This is a genomic window from Bacteroidia bacterium (genome assembly GCA_026932145.1).
Taxonomy (GTDB): Bacteria; Bacteroidota; Bacteroidia; order J057; family JAIXKT01; genus JAIXKT01.
On the sequence record JAIXKT010000025.1, the window covers coordinates 18500 to 36055 of the forward strand.

15 protein-coding genes are annotated in these 17556 nt (G+C 39.1%); 10 read left to right on the forward strand and 5 right to left on the reverse strand.

All coding sequences use genetic code 11. The annotated features are described in order from the left end of the window. Nucleotides 1-179: 179 nt before the first annotated feature. Nucleotides 180-956 (reverse strand): tetratricopeptide repeat protein, encoded by a 777-nt coding sequence (locus LC115_06960; protein MCZ2356414.1) that lies wholly within the window; start codon nt 954-956, stop codon nt 180-182. Nucleotides 957-989: 33 nt separating this feature from the next. On the opposite strand from LC115_06960, the gene LC115_06965 reads away from it, so the two are divergent. Further along, nucleotides 990-1802: a formylglycine-generating enzyme family protein gene (locus LC115_06965; protein MCZ2356415.1), complete on the forward strand. Its 813-nt coding sequence runs from the start codon at nt 990-992 to the stop codon at nt 1800-1802. Nucleotides 1803-1947: 145 nt separating this feature from the next. Here LC115_06965 and LC115_06970 read toward each other — a convergent pair whose 3' ends face one another. From LC115_06970 to LC115_06985, 4 genes are read right to left on the reverse strand one after another with little or no spacing between them, the layout of a single operon-like run. Next, entirely contained in the window at nt 1948-4461 is a 2514-nt protein-coding gene (locus tag LC115_06970) for a T9SS type A sorting domain-containing protein (GenBank protein MCZ2356416.1), read from the reverse strand. 27 nt (nt 4462-4488) lie between these two features. After that, nucleotides 4489-5916, reverse strand: coding sequence for a T9SS type A sorting domain-containing protein (locus LC115_06975; protein MCZ2356417.1), 1428 nt, complete (start codon nt 5914-5916; stop codon nt 4489-4491). A 20-nt stretch (nt 5917-5936) separates the two neighbouring features. Beyond that, complete coding sequence (locus LC115_06980; protein ID MCZ2356418.1) at nt 5937-8369, reverse strand: TonB-dependent receptor; 2433 nt, start codon at nt 8367-8369, stop codon at nt 5937-5939. 60 nt (nt 8370-8429) lie between these two features. Further along, nucleotides 8430-8978: a hypothetical protein gene (locus LC115_06985; GenBank protein ID MCZ2356419.1), complete on the reverse strand. Its 549-nt coding sequence runs from the start codon at nt 8976-8978 to the stop codon at nt 8430-8432. Nucleotides 8979-9307: 329 nt separating this feature from the next. On the opposite strand from LC115_06985, the gene LC115_06990 reads away from it, so the two are divergent. The 9 genes from LC115_06990 to LC115_07030 all read left to right on the forward strand — a co-directional run bounded on the left by LC115_06990 (nt 9308) and on the right by LC115_07030 (nt 17427). After that, nucleotides 9308-10033, forward strand: coding sequence for a CPBP family intramembrane metalloprotease (locus LC115_06990; protein ID MCZ2356420.1), 726 nt, complete (start codon nt 9308-9310; stop codon nt 10031-10033). A gap of 5 nt (nt 10034-10038) precedes the next feature. After that, nucleotides 10039-10794 (forward strand): lipoyl(octanoyl) transferase LipB, encoded by a 756-nt coding sequence (gene lipB, locus LC115_06995; GenBank protein ID MCZ2356421.1) that lies wholly within the window; start codon nt 10039-10041, stop codon nt 10792-10794. Then, nucleotides 10775-11980, forward strand: a complete 1206-nt coding sequence (locus tag LC115_07000; GenBank protein ID MCZ2356422.1) for a leucine-rich repeat domain-containing protein — start codon at nt 10775-10777, stop codon at nt 11978-11980. The genes lipB and LC115_07000 overlap by 20 nt, the downstream gene beginning before the upstream one ends. Then, entirely contained in the window at nt 11967-13517 is a 1551-nt protein-coding gene (gene gpmI, locus LC115_07005; GenBank protein MCZ2356423.1) for a 2,3-bisphosphoglycerate-independent phosphoglycerate mutase, read from the forward strand. Before LC115_07000 ends, gpmI begins: the two co-directional genes overlap by 14 nt. A gap of 7 nt (nt 13518-13524) precedes the next feature. Beyond that, nucleotides 13525-14589, forward strand: a complete 1065-nt coding sequence (locus LC115_07010) for an asparaginase (protein MCZ2356424.1) — start codon at nt 13525-13527, stop codon at nt 14587-14589. 12 nt (nt 14590-14601) lie between these two features. After that, complete coding sequence (locus tag LC115_07015) at nt 14602-15441, forward strand: alpha/beta hydrolase (GenBank protein ID MCZ2356425.1); 840 nt, start codon at nt 14602-14604, stop codon at nt 15439-15441. Nucleotides 15442-15444: 3 nt separating this feature from the next. Beyond that, nucleotides 15445-16392 (forward strand): DUF4349 domain-containing protein, encoded by a 948-nt coding sequence (locus LC115_07020; protein MCZ2356426.1) that lies wholly within the window; start codon nt 15445-15447, stop codon nt 16390-16392. 85 nt (nt 16393-16477) lie between these two features. Continuing rightward, on the forward strand, nt 16478-16726 hold the full coding sequence (locus tag LC115_07025; GenBank protein MCZ2356427.1) for a type B 50S ribosomal protein L31: 249 nt from the start codon (nt 16478-16480) through the stop codon (nt 16724-16726). 71 nt (nt 16727-16797) lie between these two features. Then, entirely contained in the window at nt 16798-17427 is a 630-nt protein-coding gene (locus tag LC115_07030; GenBank protein ID MCZ2356428.1) for a sugar transferase, read from the forward strand. The last annotated feature ends 129 nt before the right edge of the window (nt 17428-17556 follow it).

Sequence of the window (17556 nt, forward strand, 5' to 3'; positions counted from 1 at the left end):
AACGGGAGAAAATCTGAGCTTTTTTAAAAATTTAGAGGTTATGCAACACGCTCACTTTTAATATTACTTTATCATTGAACTGGTTCCATTATCAATTACAAAGGTATCTATTTCATCCTACCCGTTTGTTGGCATGCGAACTGTTGATGTATCTCAAATAATGGTTTTGTGCCTGAAAATCAATCAATTTCCTTAAATATCATATCCGGATCTCTTTTTAGTTGGCGAACTTTCATGAGTAAATCTTGAACTGACTGTGGATTGGGGTCTGTTTGAAGAGAGTTATAGTTTAATTGCCAACTAATTTGTGTTTGATTAACCATGTTTGGTTCATATTGTTGGGCAAGTTTCTGCCAGAGTTGGTCGTCAAAAGCAGTATGGTAAATTTCTTTTAGGTCTAATTGGGTTTGAATGTCCTCTTGGGTGGTTATGGCTTTTTGGGATTCTATATTTTTCTTACGCAGAAACCAAATGACTAAAACGGCTATTGAAATCACGATTCCAATAATTACCCATGAAGACGAGGAGGATTCAGGGGCTGGGTTAGGGGAGGTATTATTGGGAATATTTGTAGGAGTTGTTGTGGTTGTTTTTGTTTCTGTTTGGCCGGTAATTTCCTGAAAGCTAAGGTTACAGCGTTCAACTTGTTCTTGAAATTTAGCTTTGGAGCTGGCTCCGCCGTCCGTAGGGCTATGTTTCCATGCGGTTATAAAATAGGTTTTCGCTTGATCGCATTGGTTCATTTTTTTATAACATAAAGCTATCATATAGCTTCCTTTGGCAGTGTAATGTTGTGGTTCTAAAGTAATTGATTCTTGAAACAAAGAAATAGCTTCCTGATACTTTCCGCTATCATAAGTATCTTTACCTACCAGAAACGCTTCTTTGCCGGTTTTTGCAAATACTAAACAAAGGCTTAAAATGCCATAAAAAAGTGTAAGTGTTAGTTTTTTCATAACCTCAAAATTCAACTGTAAATTTGCAAAAAAATGATTACAAACTTACTTAGAAGTTCACCTTGGGTTATTTGGTTCTGGGTGCTATTTTTGCCCTTGCAGCTAAGTGCTCAAAAAGATGTTCCTTTGCCGCGTATAGTGCTGCCAAACACAATACGCACCGGATATAATTCATTTGTAGAGAAAGGCGAAGTTACTAATTTTCAATGGAAAGAATTTTTATATGCTGTTTCTAAGGATTCGGGCGAGGTAACTGCCCGTAAATATTTGCCGTACTTTAAGTTAGGGGAACTATGGCAACGTTATTTTTTTGATACACAGTATGATGACTATCCGGTAGTTGGAATTAGCTGGGAACAGGTACAAACATATTGCCATTGGCGCAGCCGGCAAATTAATATACTCTGGAAAAACAGAAAGCTAACGTATGCAGATCCCAAAGCAGTACCTGTCTTGCCCGGAAAGGCTGATTATGAAGTATTTGAACTGATATTCCGTTTACCTAAACCCAGAGAATTTGATGAACTGTTAGAGCAAAGTTTACATGGATGCCCCGGCTACCCTATCGGGGATGAAACGGCTATCAATAGTGAACTCTATTTTAATGTGCAGGTTGGTATTAACCGCCTAATGCCAATCCGAAATGCGGCTAACAGCAAGCCATTAACAAACGGTATTCTAAACCTGCTGGGCAATGTTGCCGAAATGACCCAAACAAAAGGAATAGCTAAGGGCGGAAGTTGGTATCACGGGCTTAATCAAACAATAATTGGGTCAGAAATTGAATATCAAGAACCTGCCTCTTGGCTCGGATTCCGATGTGTTATAGAATTTATGGCTAAATAAAGTTTCACATCGGTTTCTAACTGCTTATTCTCACTACTTTATACCGTTACCAAAATCGTTACTAAAAAATGAACCTAATACACAAAAACTAAAAATCCACTACAAAGAAATCATCTCCGTAGTGGATTTGTGATAGACAAGGAAATTATTGTTTTACTAATTTTAGACTGTAGGTTTTGCCGTTTAACTCCATCTTTACGGTATAAATTCCACTTTGCTGGTTTGATAGGTCAATTATATTTTGGGAAGACTCAGTATTTCTGGCTTCAAAAACTTTTTTACCGAGCATATCATATACGACTATATGTGATATGTGGTTTTCATCGGAAATATAAAAGACTCCATCAACAGAAGGGTTGGGAAATACCGTAAATGAAACTTGTATCAAATTACCGGTAGTTGTAACCGGAGTATTACATAGAGAATCAACTATTGTAGGAATATGGGCATCGTTATTATTCCCAAATCCGAGTTGTCCGTCAGGGTTTCTGCCAAAGGCATATAAGGAGTCATTTTCTGTTAATGCAAGTGAATAATTTGTACCTCCTGCAATGGTTACAACATTATTAAGGCCGGTTACAGCGAGTGGTACGGAACTATTGGCAGTAGTGCCATTTCCTAAGTTACCGTAAGTATTTCTGCCCCAAGATACGGCTGTTTTGTTTCCTTTAATGGCAAATGCGTGGAAGGCTCCGCCGGCAACTCCTATGGCATCGGTTAATCCGCTCACCTGAACGGGTACATAGCTATCGGTAGTAGTTCCGTTTCCTAACTGGCCATAGAGATTTTCGCCCCAAGTCCAGACGGTGCTGTCGCTTCTTAATGCAATAGAATAAAAACGTCCGGCTGCTACAGCAATGATGTTGGTTGCACCACTTACCTGAACCGGAACATTAGAGTTTACAATAGTTCCATTACCCAATTGGCCTTTGGAGTTTCTGCCCCAAGCCCACACAGTACCATCGTTTTTGAGGGCTAATGAATGATATTCGCCGCCACCGATAGCTATGATGTTAGTAAGTCCCAAAACCTGAACAGGAACGTTTGAATTGGTGTTGGTTCCATCACCTAACTGGCCATCTGTGTTTCTGCCCCAAGCCCAAACGGTTCCGTCAGACCTAAGTGCCAGCGAATGATAGCCTGCCGTGCCGCCGGTAATGGCTGAAACTATATTGGTTAATGACACAATATTTACCGGAACACTACTGCTGGTATTCGTTCCGTTTCCTAACTGCCCAAAGCCATTATCTCCCCAAGCCCAGACGGTATTATCTGTTTTTAGAGCTAAGGTATGTTGGTATCCGGCAGCAATGGACTTCACATCCGTTAATCCGGAAACTGAAACCGGAGAAAGCTGCCCTGTAGTAGTTCCATTACCTACTTGCCCAAAAGTGTTAGCTCCCCAGCCATCTACGCTACCATTATTTGGGCATACATAGAAAGAATGAGACCAACCGGCTGATATTTTGCGGTCGCTGCCTAATGCTGTTAGGGTTGGGCATAAAGATTGAACTGTATTGGGTATATTTTTATCTATTAAAGTTCCATCTCCTAACTGTCCGTTAGCATTTCTGCCCCATGCAAAAACGCTATTTCCGGATGTCATTGCTAATGAGTAGTTTGTTCCACCGGCAATTTCGGTAACGTTGGTAAGTGCTGAAACTGCGACCGGTACGGAACTGTTTGTTGTTGTTCCGTCTCCGAGTTGTCCATTTTGGTTTCTGCCCCAGGCGGCCAGCGTTCCATTACTTTTTATCACGATTGCATGAAACGCGGCACCGGCGATAGCAGTAGCGTCAGTGAGGTTGCTCACCTGAACGGGAACATTGCTGTCTGTGGTACTTCCGTTACCCAATTGTCCATAGAGGTTTTCTCCCCAAGTCCAAACGGTATTATCACTTTTTAGTGCCATAGAAAAATAACGCCCGCCGGAAATAGAAATAACGTTCGTTAGGCCATTTACTTGAACCGGAATATTACTGTTTGCGGTGTTTCCGTTACCTAATTGTCCGGTTCCATTTCTGCCCCATGCCCAAACGGTACCATCGTTTTTGAGGGCTAATGAGTGATATTCGCCGCCGGCAATTTTGATGATATTGGTTAGATTAGGAACTTGTACCGGTACATTACTGCTGTTATTGGTTCCGTCCCCTAATTGTCCATGGGTATTTCTGCCCCAAGTCCACACAGAGCCATCTGACTTTAATGCTATGGAATGATAACCGGCTGTTCCGGCTGATATGGCAATTACGCCTGTTAGCCCTTGTATTTGGGCAGGAACTGTAGAGCTGGTGTTCGTGCCATTGCCTAATTGTCCGTCTGTATTGTCTCCCCAAGCCCAAACGGTGCTATCATTACGTAAAACCAATGTGTGCTGGTATCCGGCAGCAATAGCTTTGGCTCCTGTCAAGTTATTTACTATCACCGGTAAAGTTTGTTCGATATTGGTATTATTACCGAGCTGCCCAGAAGCATTTGCGCCCCAAGTGTTTATGGTATTTCCATTATTACATAAGAAAGCCGAATGCGACCATCCCGCAGATAGTTTTTGCGCATAAGTGTTACCGAAAAAAGAAGCTAATATGAGCGTTATTACTAAACCTATTTTGTTGGTAGTTTTGGGCTCAAGCCAAAGGCATTTTGAATTATTTGTTTTCATTTTTAGTTGATTTTTGAATTGTTTTAATTAATGTTTGTTGAGTTTTTGGGAAACTCTAAACCCGTTTACTGTAATGTTGAGAGCGTAGATTCCATCAGATTGGCTGGAAAGGTCTATTAGTATCGAAGTGTTAATATTGTTTGTATCAATATTTTGCTCAAAAACTTTTTGACCTTTGATGTCAAAAACTTCTAATTGAAGTTTTGATATATTGTTGGGTAGTTCTGAACAGTTTAGTTGAAAAATTCCGGTATTTGATGGATTTGGAAAAGCGGTGAGATTAAGTTTATTATTTAGATAATCTGTTGGAAGGTTTGAGGCGATTTGGCAAACGCCGGTAGATTGGGTAAGGACATTGTGTTGTGTAAATGTTCCGTCTCCGAGTTGTCCGCTGGCATTTCTACCGCAGCCCCAAAATGTTCCGTCTGTTTTGTATAAGATAGAGAAATTAGTTCCTGCTGCCATTCCGGCAACATCTGAAGCACCTATCATCTGAACGGGCAATGAGCTGTGGGTTAGAGTGTTATCGCCTAAGTTGCCATAAGTGTTTCTACCCCAAGCCCAAACGGTGTTATCACTTTTAACAGCCATGCAGTGAAATGCTCCTGTGGCGGCTATTGCCGAAGTTACATTTGTGAGGCCGCTTACTTGCACCGGAATGTTTCTGTCGGTATTTGTGCCGTCTCCTAGTTGGCCATAGAGATTTTCACCCCAAGCCCAGACTGTTCCGTCATTTTTTACAGCTAATGAGAAAAATCTGCCGGCGGTAATTTTGACTACATTGGTTAGTCCTGATACTTGAACAGGTGAGGTTGCGTCTGTGCCGGTGGTTCCGTTGCCGATTTGGCCGCTTATGTTATCACCCCAAGCCCAGACTGTTCCGTCATTTTTTAGGGCAAGTACGTGATAAGTTCCGGCAGCAATCTGTATAACGTTTGTGAGTCCGGGCACTTGAGTTGCGATGATTTTGTCGGTAGTGCTACCGTCTCCCAGTTGTCCGTCTTTGTTCCAGCCCCAAGTCCAGACTGTTCCGTCATTTTTTAGGGCTACTGAATGCCAGCCGCCCGCTGATATAGCGATGATGTTGTTCAGAAGTAGTGTTTGAACGGGGGTGTTTGTGCTGGTTGTGCTGGCATTTCCAAGCCCGCCATACAAGTTGCTACCCCAAGCCCAAACGCTTCCGTCGCTTTTTAGTGCCATAGAATGGGCTTCTAATTGGTCTCCACCGGCAGAAACAGCAATTACGTCAGTCAAGCCGGTAGAAACCGGTACATTGCTGTCTGTATTGCTTCCATTTCCTAATTCACCGGTAGCATTTTCCCCAAATGCTTTAGCCGAGTTGTCGCTACAGATGATGACGGAATGCCAGCCGCCAGCCGCAATTTTTTGCGCAGATACTATATTAATCCATCCAAAATAGAAAAATAAGAGTGTTGTTATTTTTAAGTGTTTCATTTTTTTGTTTTTGATTAGTTCTAAAATTTAACTCGTAATGAAGTGATTAGATTTCTACCGGGAGCGTTAATCCCTGATGCATAAGGTCGGTACAGTAAATCAGTTATGTTCTCAACTCCTGCTGTAATTGATACAAAAGGGTTTGGGAAATAGGCTACCTTAAAATTTAATGTGTACCATCCCAATACATACGGTTTTCCGGTTTCATCACGGGCATACGAAGCATTGGTTCGTTCTGTTAAAGCTAACTCTTTGTAATCCATTTTTGTATTATAGATTACATAAAAATCGGCTTTAAATTTATTTCTATATTCATAGGTTAAGTGCGTACTACCGAAGGTTGGTGCAGCATGACGCAAGGGATAATATACCAATGAATCAGGAGTTTGTTCTTTTCCTTTTTGATAGGATATATTACTTTTTAATCCCAATCCTTTGTAGAAGAGTTCAAAACCTGCTTGGAAGCCTAATACTTCAATTTCTGTAACATTTTGAATAGCCTGAATCCGGCTTTTATTACCTAAAAAGCGTATTGTGGTGTCGCCGTTTAAGGTAAAATCTTTTCGTACCATAGCATTTGTCAGCCATGTGTGGTACACAGTGGCATCTGCTGTTAAAAAAGAGCCGAATGATTTTATCATTCCCAATTCAAGGTTGTAAACCTTTTCTGGCTTAAGATTGGGGTTAGGCACTACGAGGTATCCGGGTACTGATTCAAAGACTTTTCCCATATCATCAACATTAGGCGCTCTAAATCCACTGCCGGCGTTAAAATAGATTTGCCATTTACTATAAGGCGTAAATACAAATCCTAAGCTACCTACGGTTGAGCCAGATTTCATCTTGGTGCTGGTGAATGGAAACGGGAAGAAAGTGGTATCAAAATCAGCATTGATTAAGAAATGATTGTAACGTAAGCCTCCGGTAATGAGCCATTTTTTGCGTATTTTATATTTTGTAGTTAGATAAACTCCATTGGATTGCCATATAGATCCGTCTGGATAACGGGTTACAGTGGAATCAACTTTGTTCGTTACTACATGAGTTAAAGATGCTTTTGAGTGTATTTTGTTGAATACAAGTTCATAACCATAATAAAGGGTGATTTTATCGTTGATTTTTTTATCAAAATCAAGGTTTGTTGAAAGTGCATTTACATTTTCTTTTTGCATTCTTAGTTCTCTATACATGAATTCGCGGTCATAACGGCTTTCTTCAAAGAACTGATAAGCAGCAATTAGCCGTACTTTATCAAACAACAAATTACTTTTTGAATAGGTGATGTCTAAATGGTGCATTTGCCATTTTTGTGGCCCGTAGTACCACTCCGCCCAGCGTAGTTTTTCTTTATAAGGCCCGTCAGTGCGCATTACATACAACCTGTCATAACGATTATACTTTGATGTTTCAGAAAAATGAAGTCCGTAATCTATGTTCCAAAATGAATTGGGTTGATAACGTACTTTCTGCATAAAGTTGATTTGGCTATATTTAGAGCCTACTTGTAGCGTGGGGTCATTATTGGGTACCATATAATCTTTGTTATCATAACTGATAACGTAATTATTTCGGTAGAAATAAGGTACTCCACCTACGGAACCGGAGCGCAGGTCGCCATAGTTAGCATAGGTAAAACTTGAGGTAAAAGCTACCTTTTTTAAGCCTATGTTGAAATCGAAGTGGCCTGTTTTTTCCGTATTAGCTGTTGAAAAACGGGTCATTGCGTTTCCCGTTACGGAGAGTTGCTTGCTTTCATGGGTAGAAAATTTAGGCTTTAAGGTGTTAAAGTTCATTACTCCACCCAGTGCATCGCTTCCATACATCACTGAACCTGGGCCAAAAAGTATTTCTGCACTTTCTAAAGCATTGACATCTAATGAAATTACATTTTGCAAATTTCCTGAGCGAAAGATAGCGTTATTCATCCGCACGCCATCAACAACCAACAAAACGCGATTGGTAGCCATACCGCGAAGCATTGGGGAGCCGCCCCCTAATTGGCTTTTTTGAATAAAGACATAACCGCTAATACCCAGCAGATCTGCTGCCGTCTGCGGGTTTTGAAATGACGCTTCCTTCATGCTGATAGCGACAATTCTGCTCGGTGTTTCAATCTTCTTTTGCTCCCAACGCTGAGCCGAAATTGTAACTTCTTGAAGTGTTGTTATCTTGGGTGATAATTCAACCTGAAAATTTAACAGCTCAAGTTGCTTATAGCTAAACTCAGCCTGCTTGTATAACTCGTGAGTAATCAGGATTTTATCCGAACTATTAAACGTAGATATATCAGTTTGTCCTTTTTCGTTAGTTGTTGTAGTAACCTTAGGTAATTCGCTTATCAATGTGGCCATCTCAACCGGATTCCCTGTTTCGAGATCTGTTATTGTTATGGTTTGAGAATAGATTGAACACAATGACCCCATGAATAAGCACAAGGCAAAAAATATTTTCATTGTAATTTGTTAAAAAGTTAAAAAAATAGGAGGTCTATTTCTTGCAAAGAAATAGATACATTAAGCTATGTTTTTTAACTTTTCAGGAGGGGGTGTTTGGGGGGGAGGGCGAAGAGCTGAATGGTCAAATATCCGGCTGAGATAATACCGGTCTTTAGTTTCTACCCAAATAGGTAGTTCATTTTTTTTACTCTTTGAATAATACAGTGTTTTAAAAAAACGATATAACTGTTCCTGTGAGTCTTCATTATCAGTATCGTTATCTAATGCAATAGAAATCAGCTTATTAATTCGTTTGTTGAGTTCGGTTTCTTCGTTATCCCACCAAACGTGGTAATAGGTTGTATCACCCATGATGTTAGTTTCAACAACATCATACATTTCTCCTTTGTATTCAAATTCTTTGGAATGTTCCCAGTTTAAAAGGGATTTTTTTTCGGTTTCGGTAAATTTGAATAAAATAAGTTCCTTTTTATCAATTTCGGCTATCAGTTTCCGTTTAAATTCTCTTTTTACTTGTTTTTTTTGAACTTGGAGAATGACATAAGTCGCCGTTATGGGAATAACGAAGCACAATGTTAATAATATACCAAGTAGTTTTCTTCTCAAACGGTAATTTTTAAAGGCTCAAAGTTACTGCAAATTTCAACAAGAAAAATAACTGCTTGCGGCATCATAGCTTTCTTACTTCTTGGAAAAATAAGTAGTTCTTCTAAATAACCGTTTTAGTATGCTTTCTGAACCAGAAGTATGTTTTTTTGTGTTTATTAGAGACAATTACAAAAAATACAGTACTTTTGAGCATGGATAATCGCTGGTTCTTATATTTTATTTCAAATATAAATATACTGATTGTCAGTGTATTATTCAGGGTTTTAAGCATTTATTTTGTTGAAAATCAACTATTTTATTTACGTTTTTAGTGAAGTATTAATAATATGATTGGTACTTATTTTCAAAATTCAAGGCGGCCAGCCTATGCCTTTTTGTTTGCCGGAGTCTTGCTGATTTTGGTGGAGGTGTTTAACTTACTCTTTCTGCGTGGGTCAGGGATTATGAATGGCGCGGAACAATGGCTAAATACGCTTATTATGCTTATTCCGGGGGGAACATTAACAATTTTGGTAATAGCTTTATTAGTAGGTGCATATCTGATCTGGTCAGATACCCAAGAAGGAGTTAAGATTTCAATAGATACTTTTGTGGTAATGTTTTTTGAGTCTTTGATTTGGGCTGTGCTAATCTATTTGCTGCTACCAAGTTTTATTTCCAAGTTAATGCTCAATCAGATTTCACTTCCGATGCAGGTAGGAGAAGTCGCTAAATTATCTTTGATTCAGGAGATTGCGCTTTCTTTATCAGCCGGCTTCTATGAAGAGTTACTATTCCGGCTTTTATTGGTACAAGGGGTATTGTGGTTTTTAGGAACGATGAATATTGCCCATGAATTGGGTTTTGCCCGTATAGCTATCATTGTTGGGGCGGCATTACTGTTTTCGGCGGCTCATTATATTCCACCTTTGGGAGACCCGTTTGAGTTAGGCAGCTTTCTGTACAGAGCCGTCTTTGGCCTCCTGATGAATGGCTTATTGGTTGCCAGAGGCTTTGGAATTATTGTCTGGACCCACGCCTTGTATGACGTATTGGTATTTTCTACCCAATAATTTTTATGAATAAGAACCCAAATACCCACATAGTATTTCAAGATTGGGGGAAAGTCCCTTATGCAGATGCTTGGGAGCGTCAAGAAAATCTATTAAAGGAAATTGTAGCCATAAAAGTAGCTAATAGAGCAGAAGATACAGCACAAAGAACCCCTAATTACTTAGTATTCTGCGAACATCCGCCCGTTTTTACGTTGGGAAAATCAGGCGATTCCGCAAATCTGCTGATTTCTGAACAAGAATTAAAAGAGCAGGGAATTGATTTTTTTCGGATTAACCGAGGGGGAGATATTACGTATCATGGCCCCGGACAGTTGGTAGGCTACCCTATCCTTGACTTAGAGAATTTTTATACTGACATCGGCCGCTATTTAAGGGCGATAGAAGAAGCTATAATTTTATTATTAGATAGTTATGGTATTCATGGGGAGCGTTATCCGGGTTATACCGGAGTCTGGATAGCCCCAAATACCCCACACGCCCGCAAGATATGCGCCATCGGAGTGCGAACGAGCCGCTGGGTTACTATGCACGGATTCGCATTAAACGTGTTTACAGAACTATCTTACTTTCAGAAAATTATACCTTGTGGAATTAAAGACAAGCAAGTTACTTCGTTAGCTTCAGAGCTAAATCAACCAATTGATATTTTTGAACTAAAAGCCAGATTAAAAGCTAATTTTGCCAAACTATTTGGCCCTATCAGCGAACAAAATCCCCACAATAACGTAAAAACTAACCATGACCAAAACCAATTTTAAAGTTTTAACAAACGGTCTTTGCGCTAAATTCTTACGAAGAGCTACCATTACAGCACTTTGGATTTTTGCTACAAGTTTGTGTATCAGCAGATTAGATGCACAACCTGCGAATAAAAGCCTTTCAGTAGCCTTAAAAAATCCAAAAACTACTACAGAACTGTATTTGAATGAACAAACTATCAAAGTGCTTTCTGGCGAAATCGGAAACCTATCAAATCTAAAAGTACTGTATTTAGATTACAACCAGCTACAAGTCTTGCCTGACCAAATGGCAAAACTCTTGAACTTAGAAATCTTATCCGCCCAGTATAACCAATTGAAATCTATGCCAGCCAGCATGAGTGCCTGCAAAAAAATAAAAGAACTGTATATGAGCAGTAACCAATTTGCAGATATTCCAGAATGTGTTTGGGCAATGACAGAACTTATCGAGCTTGACTTTTCGGAAAATAAAATAACAGCAATTTCTCAAAATATTGCTAAACTACAAAAACTGAACGAACTCCATTTTAATAACAATAACGTAGCCAAATTTGAACCAGCAATTTGCAAACTTACAGCCCTAAAAGCACTGTATGCCTCTTACAACAAAATTTCTTCACTTCCCGCAGAAATCGCAACTTTATCCAATATAGAAATCATAGACTTAGCCAATAATGAAATCTCTACGCTCCCAGCAAGTATTGGGAAACTCACTCACGTACAAAAGCTATTTCTAAACAATAACTTACTCAAAAGCATTCCAGATGAAATCGGCACCATGACTGTACTCAAATACCTTGATTTAGATATGAACAACCTATATTCCTTGCCCAAATCAATCGGAAATCTAAAAAACTTAGTGGAGCTAAAAGCCTGCCATAATATGTACTTAAAGTCAGTACCGCCGGAAATCGGAAACTTAACAAACTTAGAAGCACTGTACCTGAATGCAAACGACTTGGAAACTATTCCGGAATCAATCGGTGATTTAACCAACCTACGAGAACTAAACCTAACTTCCAACCGGTTATCAAAACTACCGGCATCTATCGGAAAACTCCAAAATCTATCTAAATTGTATATTCGTGGTAATAATATTGGTTATTCAGAAATTAATCGAATCCAAAAATTGTTACCTAATTGTAGTATTGATCTCATAGAAAAAGACAAAGAACCACAAACAACGGCTGATGATGACTACTGAACCTCAAATAGAAACACCTACTCGGCGCTTAATGTTGGTGATTATGGACGGGTGGGGTATTGCAGAAGATCCAACTGTAAGCGCAATAGACCAAGGGCGTACCCATTTTTATCAAAATGCATTACTCTCATATCCAAACTCTAAGCTGAAAGCCTCAGAACAAGCTGTGGGCTTGCCTCCAGGCCAAATGGGTAATTCCGAAGTAGGCCACCTAAATATTGGAGCAGGAAGAATCATCTATCAGCAACTTGATAAAATACAACGTGCGATTGACTCCGGCGAGTTTATAGAAAACCCTACTATCCAGCGTTTGGTAACATATTGCAAACAAAATCAAGCACCCCTGCACCTAATGGGATTAGTTTCTACCGGCGGCGTTCACAGCTCATTAGACCACCTAACAGCAATGTTAGAGTCTTTTTCCAAAATGAATATCCCCCAGATATACATTCATGCTTTTTTAGACGGTAGAGACACTGCACCCCAATCCGGCTTAAAGTTTATGCAAACTCTACAACAAACTATTAACCAACATAATTATCCGGCTAAAGTTGTTAGCCTCATAGGAAGATACTATGCAATGGATAGAGATAAACGCTGGGAACGGGTAAAAAAAGCCTATGATTTACTGATTCATGGTATAGGAGAAACCTTTCCTGACCCCCAATCTGCAATCGAATATTACTATCAGCAAGGAATTACTGATGAGTTCATGTTGCCTTGCGTCATTTCAAATCATACAGCAATTACGGTTCAGCCCGAAGAAGCCGTACTGTTTTTTAACTTCCGTACCGATAGAGGACGGGAGCTCACGCAGGTACTTACCCAGCAAGATTTTCCTGAATATGGTATGCAGACATTGCCCCTTCACTATGTAACACTAACAGAATACGACAAAACATTTAAAAACGTAGGAATCGTTTTCAAAACCGACTCCGTTCAGGATACATTGGGAGAAGTATTATCAACATTCAAGAAAAAACAATTAAGAATAGCCGAAACTGAAAAATATCCGCACGTAACTTATTTCTTTAACGGAGGTAAAGAGTCTAATTTTGACTTGGAAGATCGCATCCTATGCCAATCGCCAAAAGTGGCTACCTACGATTTAAAACCTCAAATGAGTGCTTTTGATATTGAAAGAGAAGTTCTAAAAAAAATTGTTGAGAAACAATATGATTTTATCTGTTTAAACTTTGCCAATCCAGATATGGTGGGCCATACCGGAGTTTTTCAGGCTGCTATAAAAGCCTGTGAATCAGTTGATTATAGCGTTAGTAAGATTGTGAAAAAATGTACTGAAAATGATTATGCTGTGCTGATAATATCCGACCATGGCAATGCAGATAAAATGAAAAATCCAGATGGAAGCCCACATACTGCACACACTTTAGCACGGGTTCCCTGTATTTTGATTGACCCCAGAAAAGAATTTATTAAAATTCGAGATGGCGTGCTGGCAGATGTTGCCCCTACGATACTAAAAATCATGGGTATTCCGATTCCTGCTGCAATGACTGGCCAACCGTTGGTTTAAAACTCAGATGGTATTTAACAGCATTAAACCTGCCCAAGTTAGACGGGTAGCTTTGGTTTATACCGGAGGAACTATCGGGATGATGCAGCATTCCCCGCAAGAACCGCTTCAACCTGTTGATTTTCAAAACCTTCAAAATAAAATTCCGGAAATATCCCGCTTTGATTGCGCCATAATTCCCTATGAATTTCAAAAAATAGACTCCTCTAATATCACCCTCGCCATTTGGGAAGACTTAGCCACATTAATTGGCGGTTTGTATGAAACCTACGATGCTTTTGTAATCTTGCACGGTTCCGATACAATGGCATTTACAGCTTCGGCTCTGTCTTTTATGTTAGAAGGCTTAGCCAAGCCGATAATCATTACCGGCTCTCAATTACCAATTGGCGAAATCAGAACAGATGCTCGGGAAAACTTATTGACAGCCATAGAGATAGCTACTTATTCGGAATACATACTTCCTGAAGTAGCTATTTTATTTGACAATAAACTATATCGCGGAAACCGAACCCTTAAATTCAGTTCCGAGAAGTTTCATGCTTTTGATTCTCCCAACTATCCATTACTGGCTGAAGCCGGTGTACACATCAGTTACTACTGTCAAAATTGGCTACCTATTCCACAAGGAACTGGTTTTGAGGTTTTTGCTAAACTATCACCCAGAATTGGGCTGGTAAAATTTTATCCCGGAATATCTCCCCATTTTTTGAAAGCTGCCTTAGACCCAGAATACTTTGACGGTGTTGTGTTGGAAACTTTTGGAACAGGTAATCTGCCCACTTTTCCATGGCTACTGAACTTACTACGAGAGTCTGCAAATGCCGGAACAATATTACTTTCTGTTACTCAATGTCCGGGAGGAAAAGTAGAACAAGGCCGTTATGAAACAAGCCGGTCTTTGTTAGACATCGGAATCATCAGCGGCTTCGATATGACCCGAGAAGCAGCCCTCACAAAATTAATGTATCTCTTCGCAAAATATAGTAATACTCAGTTGATTAGGGATTTATTGCAACATAACTTGCGAGGGGAGCTTTCTGTGGAGAAAACAGCTATCTTTGACTACTGATTTTTTGTATTTATGACTAACCAAAGCATTGTTGTAGCAGACGGAACGAAGTTACATACTGTTTTTATGCCCAGCAAAGAGGGTGCTAAATATCCGCTTGCAACTATTTTATGGATACATGGTTTTGGAGAGCATATCGGACGCTACGAGCGCCATTTTCAATATTTTTCAGATTTTGGCTACAATAGCATTGGTTTTGATTTACGGGGTCATGGACGTTCATCCGGTGCTCGCGCCTACATTAACCGTTTTGAAGAGTATTTAGATGATGTCTTAGCTGTGTATCAGCACTATAAAGAAAACTTGGCAACACCTGTTTTTTTAGTAGGACATTCTATGGGTGGGCTGATTCTGATACGTTTTTTGCAGTTACACGGAGAAGAAATTCCCTACAAAACAGCAGTAGCAAGTTCTCCCTTATTGGGAATCAAGATGAAAGTTCCGGCTTGGAAAGATTTTTTGGGCAACCTCGCAGCCAAAATTTATCCTAAACTTTCTATTCCTTCAGGCTTAGATCCTACCTACATATCTCATGATCAAGCGGTTGTTTCCCAATATATTCAAGATAACTTAGTGCTGAAAATCGCCACTGCCGGCTGGTTTTCCGAAATAAAAAAACATTTACCACTTGCACACCAAGAAGCCCGCGCAATTCCCAGAAATTTTCATATACTAATGGCCGGCAATGACCAACTGGTAGATACAAACGCCACCAAAGAGTTTTATAAAAAATTAGATCCTTCCATCGAAAAATCGCTCACCGTTTATGAAGGCTGGTATCACGAAATCTTTAATGAACCGGAAAGACAAAAAGCACTACAGCAGTTACATTTATTACTCCAAACAACATAAGCCATGAAAACAAAAATTATTAAGTATCTGAAAATCATATCTGTAGGATTTGTATTTTTGTTTCTATTGAGGATAGGTTACGGATTTTTGAACCCGAGTATCCCTTCCTATGCAGACAGAGAACAGGCTAACTACGAATATCCTGCTTCTCCTGCACAGTCAGCAGAATACCAAGACTTTGGTATGTCAAACGGCTCGTTTATGGATAGAACTGGGGATGCCCGAAAAAATTATGCTACGGAGAAAATTGTATCTAAAACTGAATCCGGAAAAGCCACTGCAGCTACCGAACAGAAATATGAGAAAGTTGCTAACCTAACCAATAAATCTTCAGTTTTCGATAAAGATAAAGAGGTATTAAAATCTGCCATTCAGGAACAGAAAGCACTTATTCAGGCTGAACGCTCGTATGGGCTACCCGGCCAAAGAAATTTAAGCCTTTCTATTGGGGTTCCTCCAGATAATTTTGACCAATTAGTGAGTACCCTCCAAAAAATAGGAACATTACAGGATATTAACATCAACAAAACAGATAAAACAAATGAATACAAAAATCTACAGGTTAAACGAGTTTCGTTAGAAAAGAGCCGAAATGCCTTAGAGGCGTTACGCTCCAAAGGGGGAACTATTGATGAACAAATTAACCTACAAAATAAAATCCTTGAAATTGAGCAGCAAATACAAAATTTAGGGGTTCGTTTAGGAGAGTTTGATTCAGAAAATGAATTTTGTACTATCCTTTTCCTATTATCAGAAAAAGGGGTAACTACTACAGAGATTTCTTTCTTATACCGTATCCGTGTAGCCTTTGAATGGACAGTTAAATATTATCTACTGGGTTTGTTTTGCAGCTTCTTAGGGGTTCTTATCAGTGTTTTGACCGTTATTCTTATTGAAAAGCTAAAACTTCTCCAAAGAATCTGGGCAACACTGCAAGATAAAAACAGCTAACTACCTTCAAAACAAGTAGTAAAAATAATTGTTGTTATATGGAGTAGTGTACAAAATTATTACTAACTTTGCGCTCCGAAAAGCTATGAAAAAAGATATCCATCCTGAGTACCGTACTGTAATTTTCAAAGATATGACAGCAGATTATTCATTTTTAGGAAAATCAACTGCACGTACTAGGGAGTCTATTGTGTGGGAAGATGGACAAACCTATCCGCTACTAAAGCTCGAAATTACCAGCAAATCCCATCCATTCTATACCGGTAAGCAAACCTTTGTTGATACTGCCGGCCGGGTTGATAAGTTTTTCTCCCGCTACGGAAAGAAAAAATAATAGCCTAAAATTGGCTATCAGCACCCAATCCCAATAAAAACGTTATCCTGTGGATAGGTTCTCCTGTCTTAATGAATATCAGTAGTTTCGTGGGAAATAATTCCCCAAAAATCTCCCTACAAAGTAGATTTTTGGATTTCCTACTTGCTATATGCTTTATTATACTGTTTTTGCCATTGGCAATCATAGTAATGCTGCTTATACTCATTATAGATGGAAGGCCGGTTTTTTTTATTCAGACGAGAAGTGGTTATTTAGGGCATCCATTTCGCCTGATTAAATTTAGGACAATGAGTAATAATTTTGAGAAGGGTGATAATGAGCGAGTTACAAAGTTAGGATATTGGTTACGCAAAACGGGTATAGATGAGTTGCCTCAAATGATTCAAGTACTTCGTGGAGATATGAGTTTGGTTGGTCCCAGACCTCTATTACCGGAATACTTAGCATTATACTCTGAAACGCAGCTCAAAAGATTTCTTGTAAAACCCGGAATTACCGGTTATTCACAGCTATTTGTAGCCAAAAATGCCCCTTGGCCAGAACGTTTGCAAGCTGACGTCTGGTATGTTGAAAATAGAAATATAATTCTCGATTTGAAAATAATATTTCATACAGCAAAGTACATATTCATTAAATTATGCTGTATTAGTTCAGCTACAAAAGAATCATTTGAAAGATTTACCGGCAATAAAATCTAATAATGATATTTATATTTTTTTAGTTTGCAGCTTTCTTAGTCTATTTAAGAAATAGTTTTTTTTAGGTAAGCCTAAAAAGAACCTGATATAACAAGATTATTTTCCAGCCTCCTTGTATATTCTTGATAT

Bases quoted from the DNA above. Each gene is read 5' to 3' on its own strand.
- LC115_06960 (MCZ2356414.1), bottom strand. From the start codon at position 956: ATGAAAAAACTAACACTTACACTTTTTTATGGCATTTTAAGCCTTTGT.
- LC115_06965 (MCZ2356415.1), top strand. From the start codon at position 990: ATGATTACAAACTTACTTAGAAGTTCACCTTGGGTTATTTGGTTCTGG.
- LC115_06970 (MCZ2356416.1), bottom strand. From the start codon at position 4,461: ATGAAAACAAATAATTCAAAATGCCTTTGGCTTGAGCCCAAAACTACC.
- LC115_06975 (MCZ2356417.1), bottom strand. From the start codon at position 5,916: ATGAAACACTTAAAAATAACAACACTCTTATTTTTCTATTTTGGATGG.
- LC115_06980 (MCZ2356418.1), bottom strand. From the start codon at position 8,369: ATGAAAATATTTTTTGCCTTGTGCTTATTCATGGGGTCATTGTGTTCA.
- LC115_06990 (MCZ2356420.1), top strand. From the start codon at position 9,308: ATGATTGGTACTTATTTTCAAAATTCAAGGCGGCCAGCCTATGCCTTT.
- lipB (MCZ2356421.1), top strand. From the start codon at position 10,039: ATGAATAAGAACCCAAATACCCACATAGTATTTCAAGATTGGGGGAAA.
- LC115_07000 (MCZ2356422.1), top strand. From the start codon at position 10,775: ATGACCAAAACCAATTTTAAAGTTTTAACAAACGGTCTTTGCGCTAAA.
- gpmI (MCZ2356423.1), top strand. From the start codon at position 11,967: ATGATGACTACTGAACCTCAAATAGAAACACCTACTCGGCGCTTAATG.
- LC115_07010 (MCZ2356424.1), top strand. From the start codon at position 13,525: ATGGTATTTAACAGCATTAAACCTGCCCAAGTTAGACGGGTAGCTTTG.
- LC115_07015 (MCZ2356425.1), top strand. From the start codon at position 14,602: ATGACTAACCAAAGCATTGTTGTAGCAGACGGAACGAAGTTACATACT.
- LC115_07020 (MCZ2356426.1), top strand. From the start codon at position 15,445: ATGAAAACAAAAATTATTAAGTATCTGAAAATCATATCTGTAGGATTT.
- LC115_07025 (MCZ2356427.1), top strand. From the start codon at position 16,478: ATGAAAAAAGATATCCATCCTGAGTACCGTACTGTAATTTTCAAAGAT.
- LC115_07030 (MCZ2356428.1), top strand. From the start codon at position 16,798: ATGAATATCAGTAGTTTCGTGGGAAATAATTCCCCAAAAATCTCCCTA.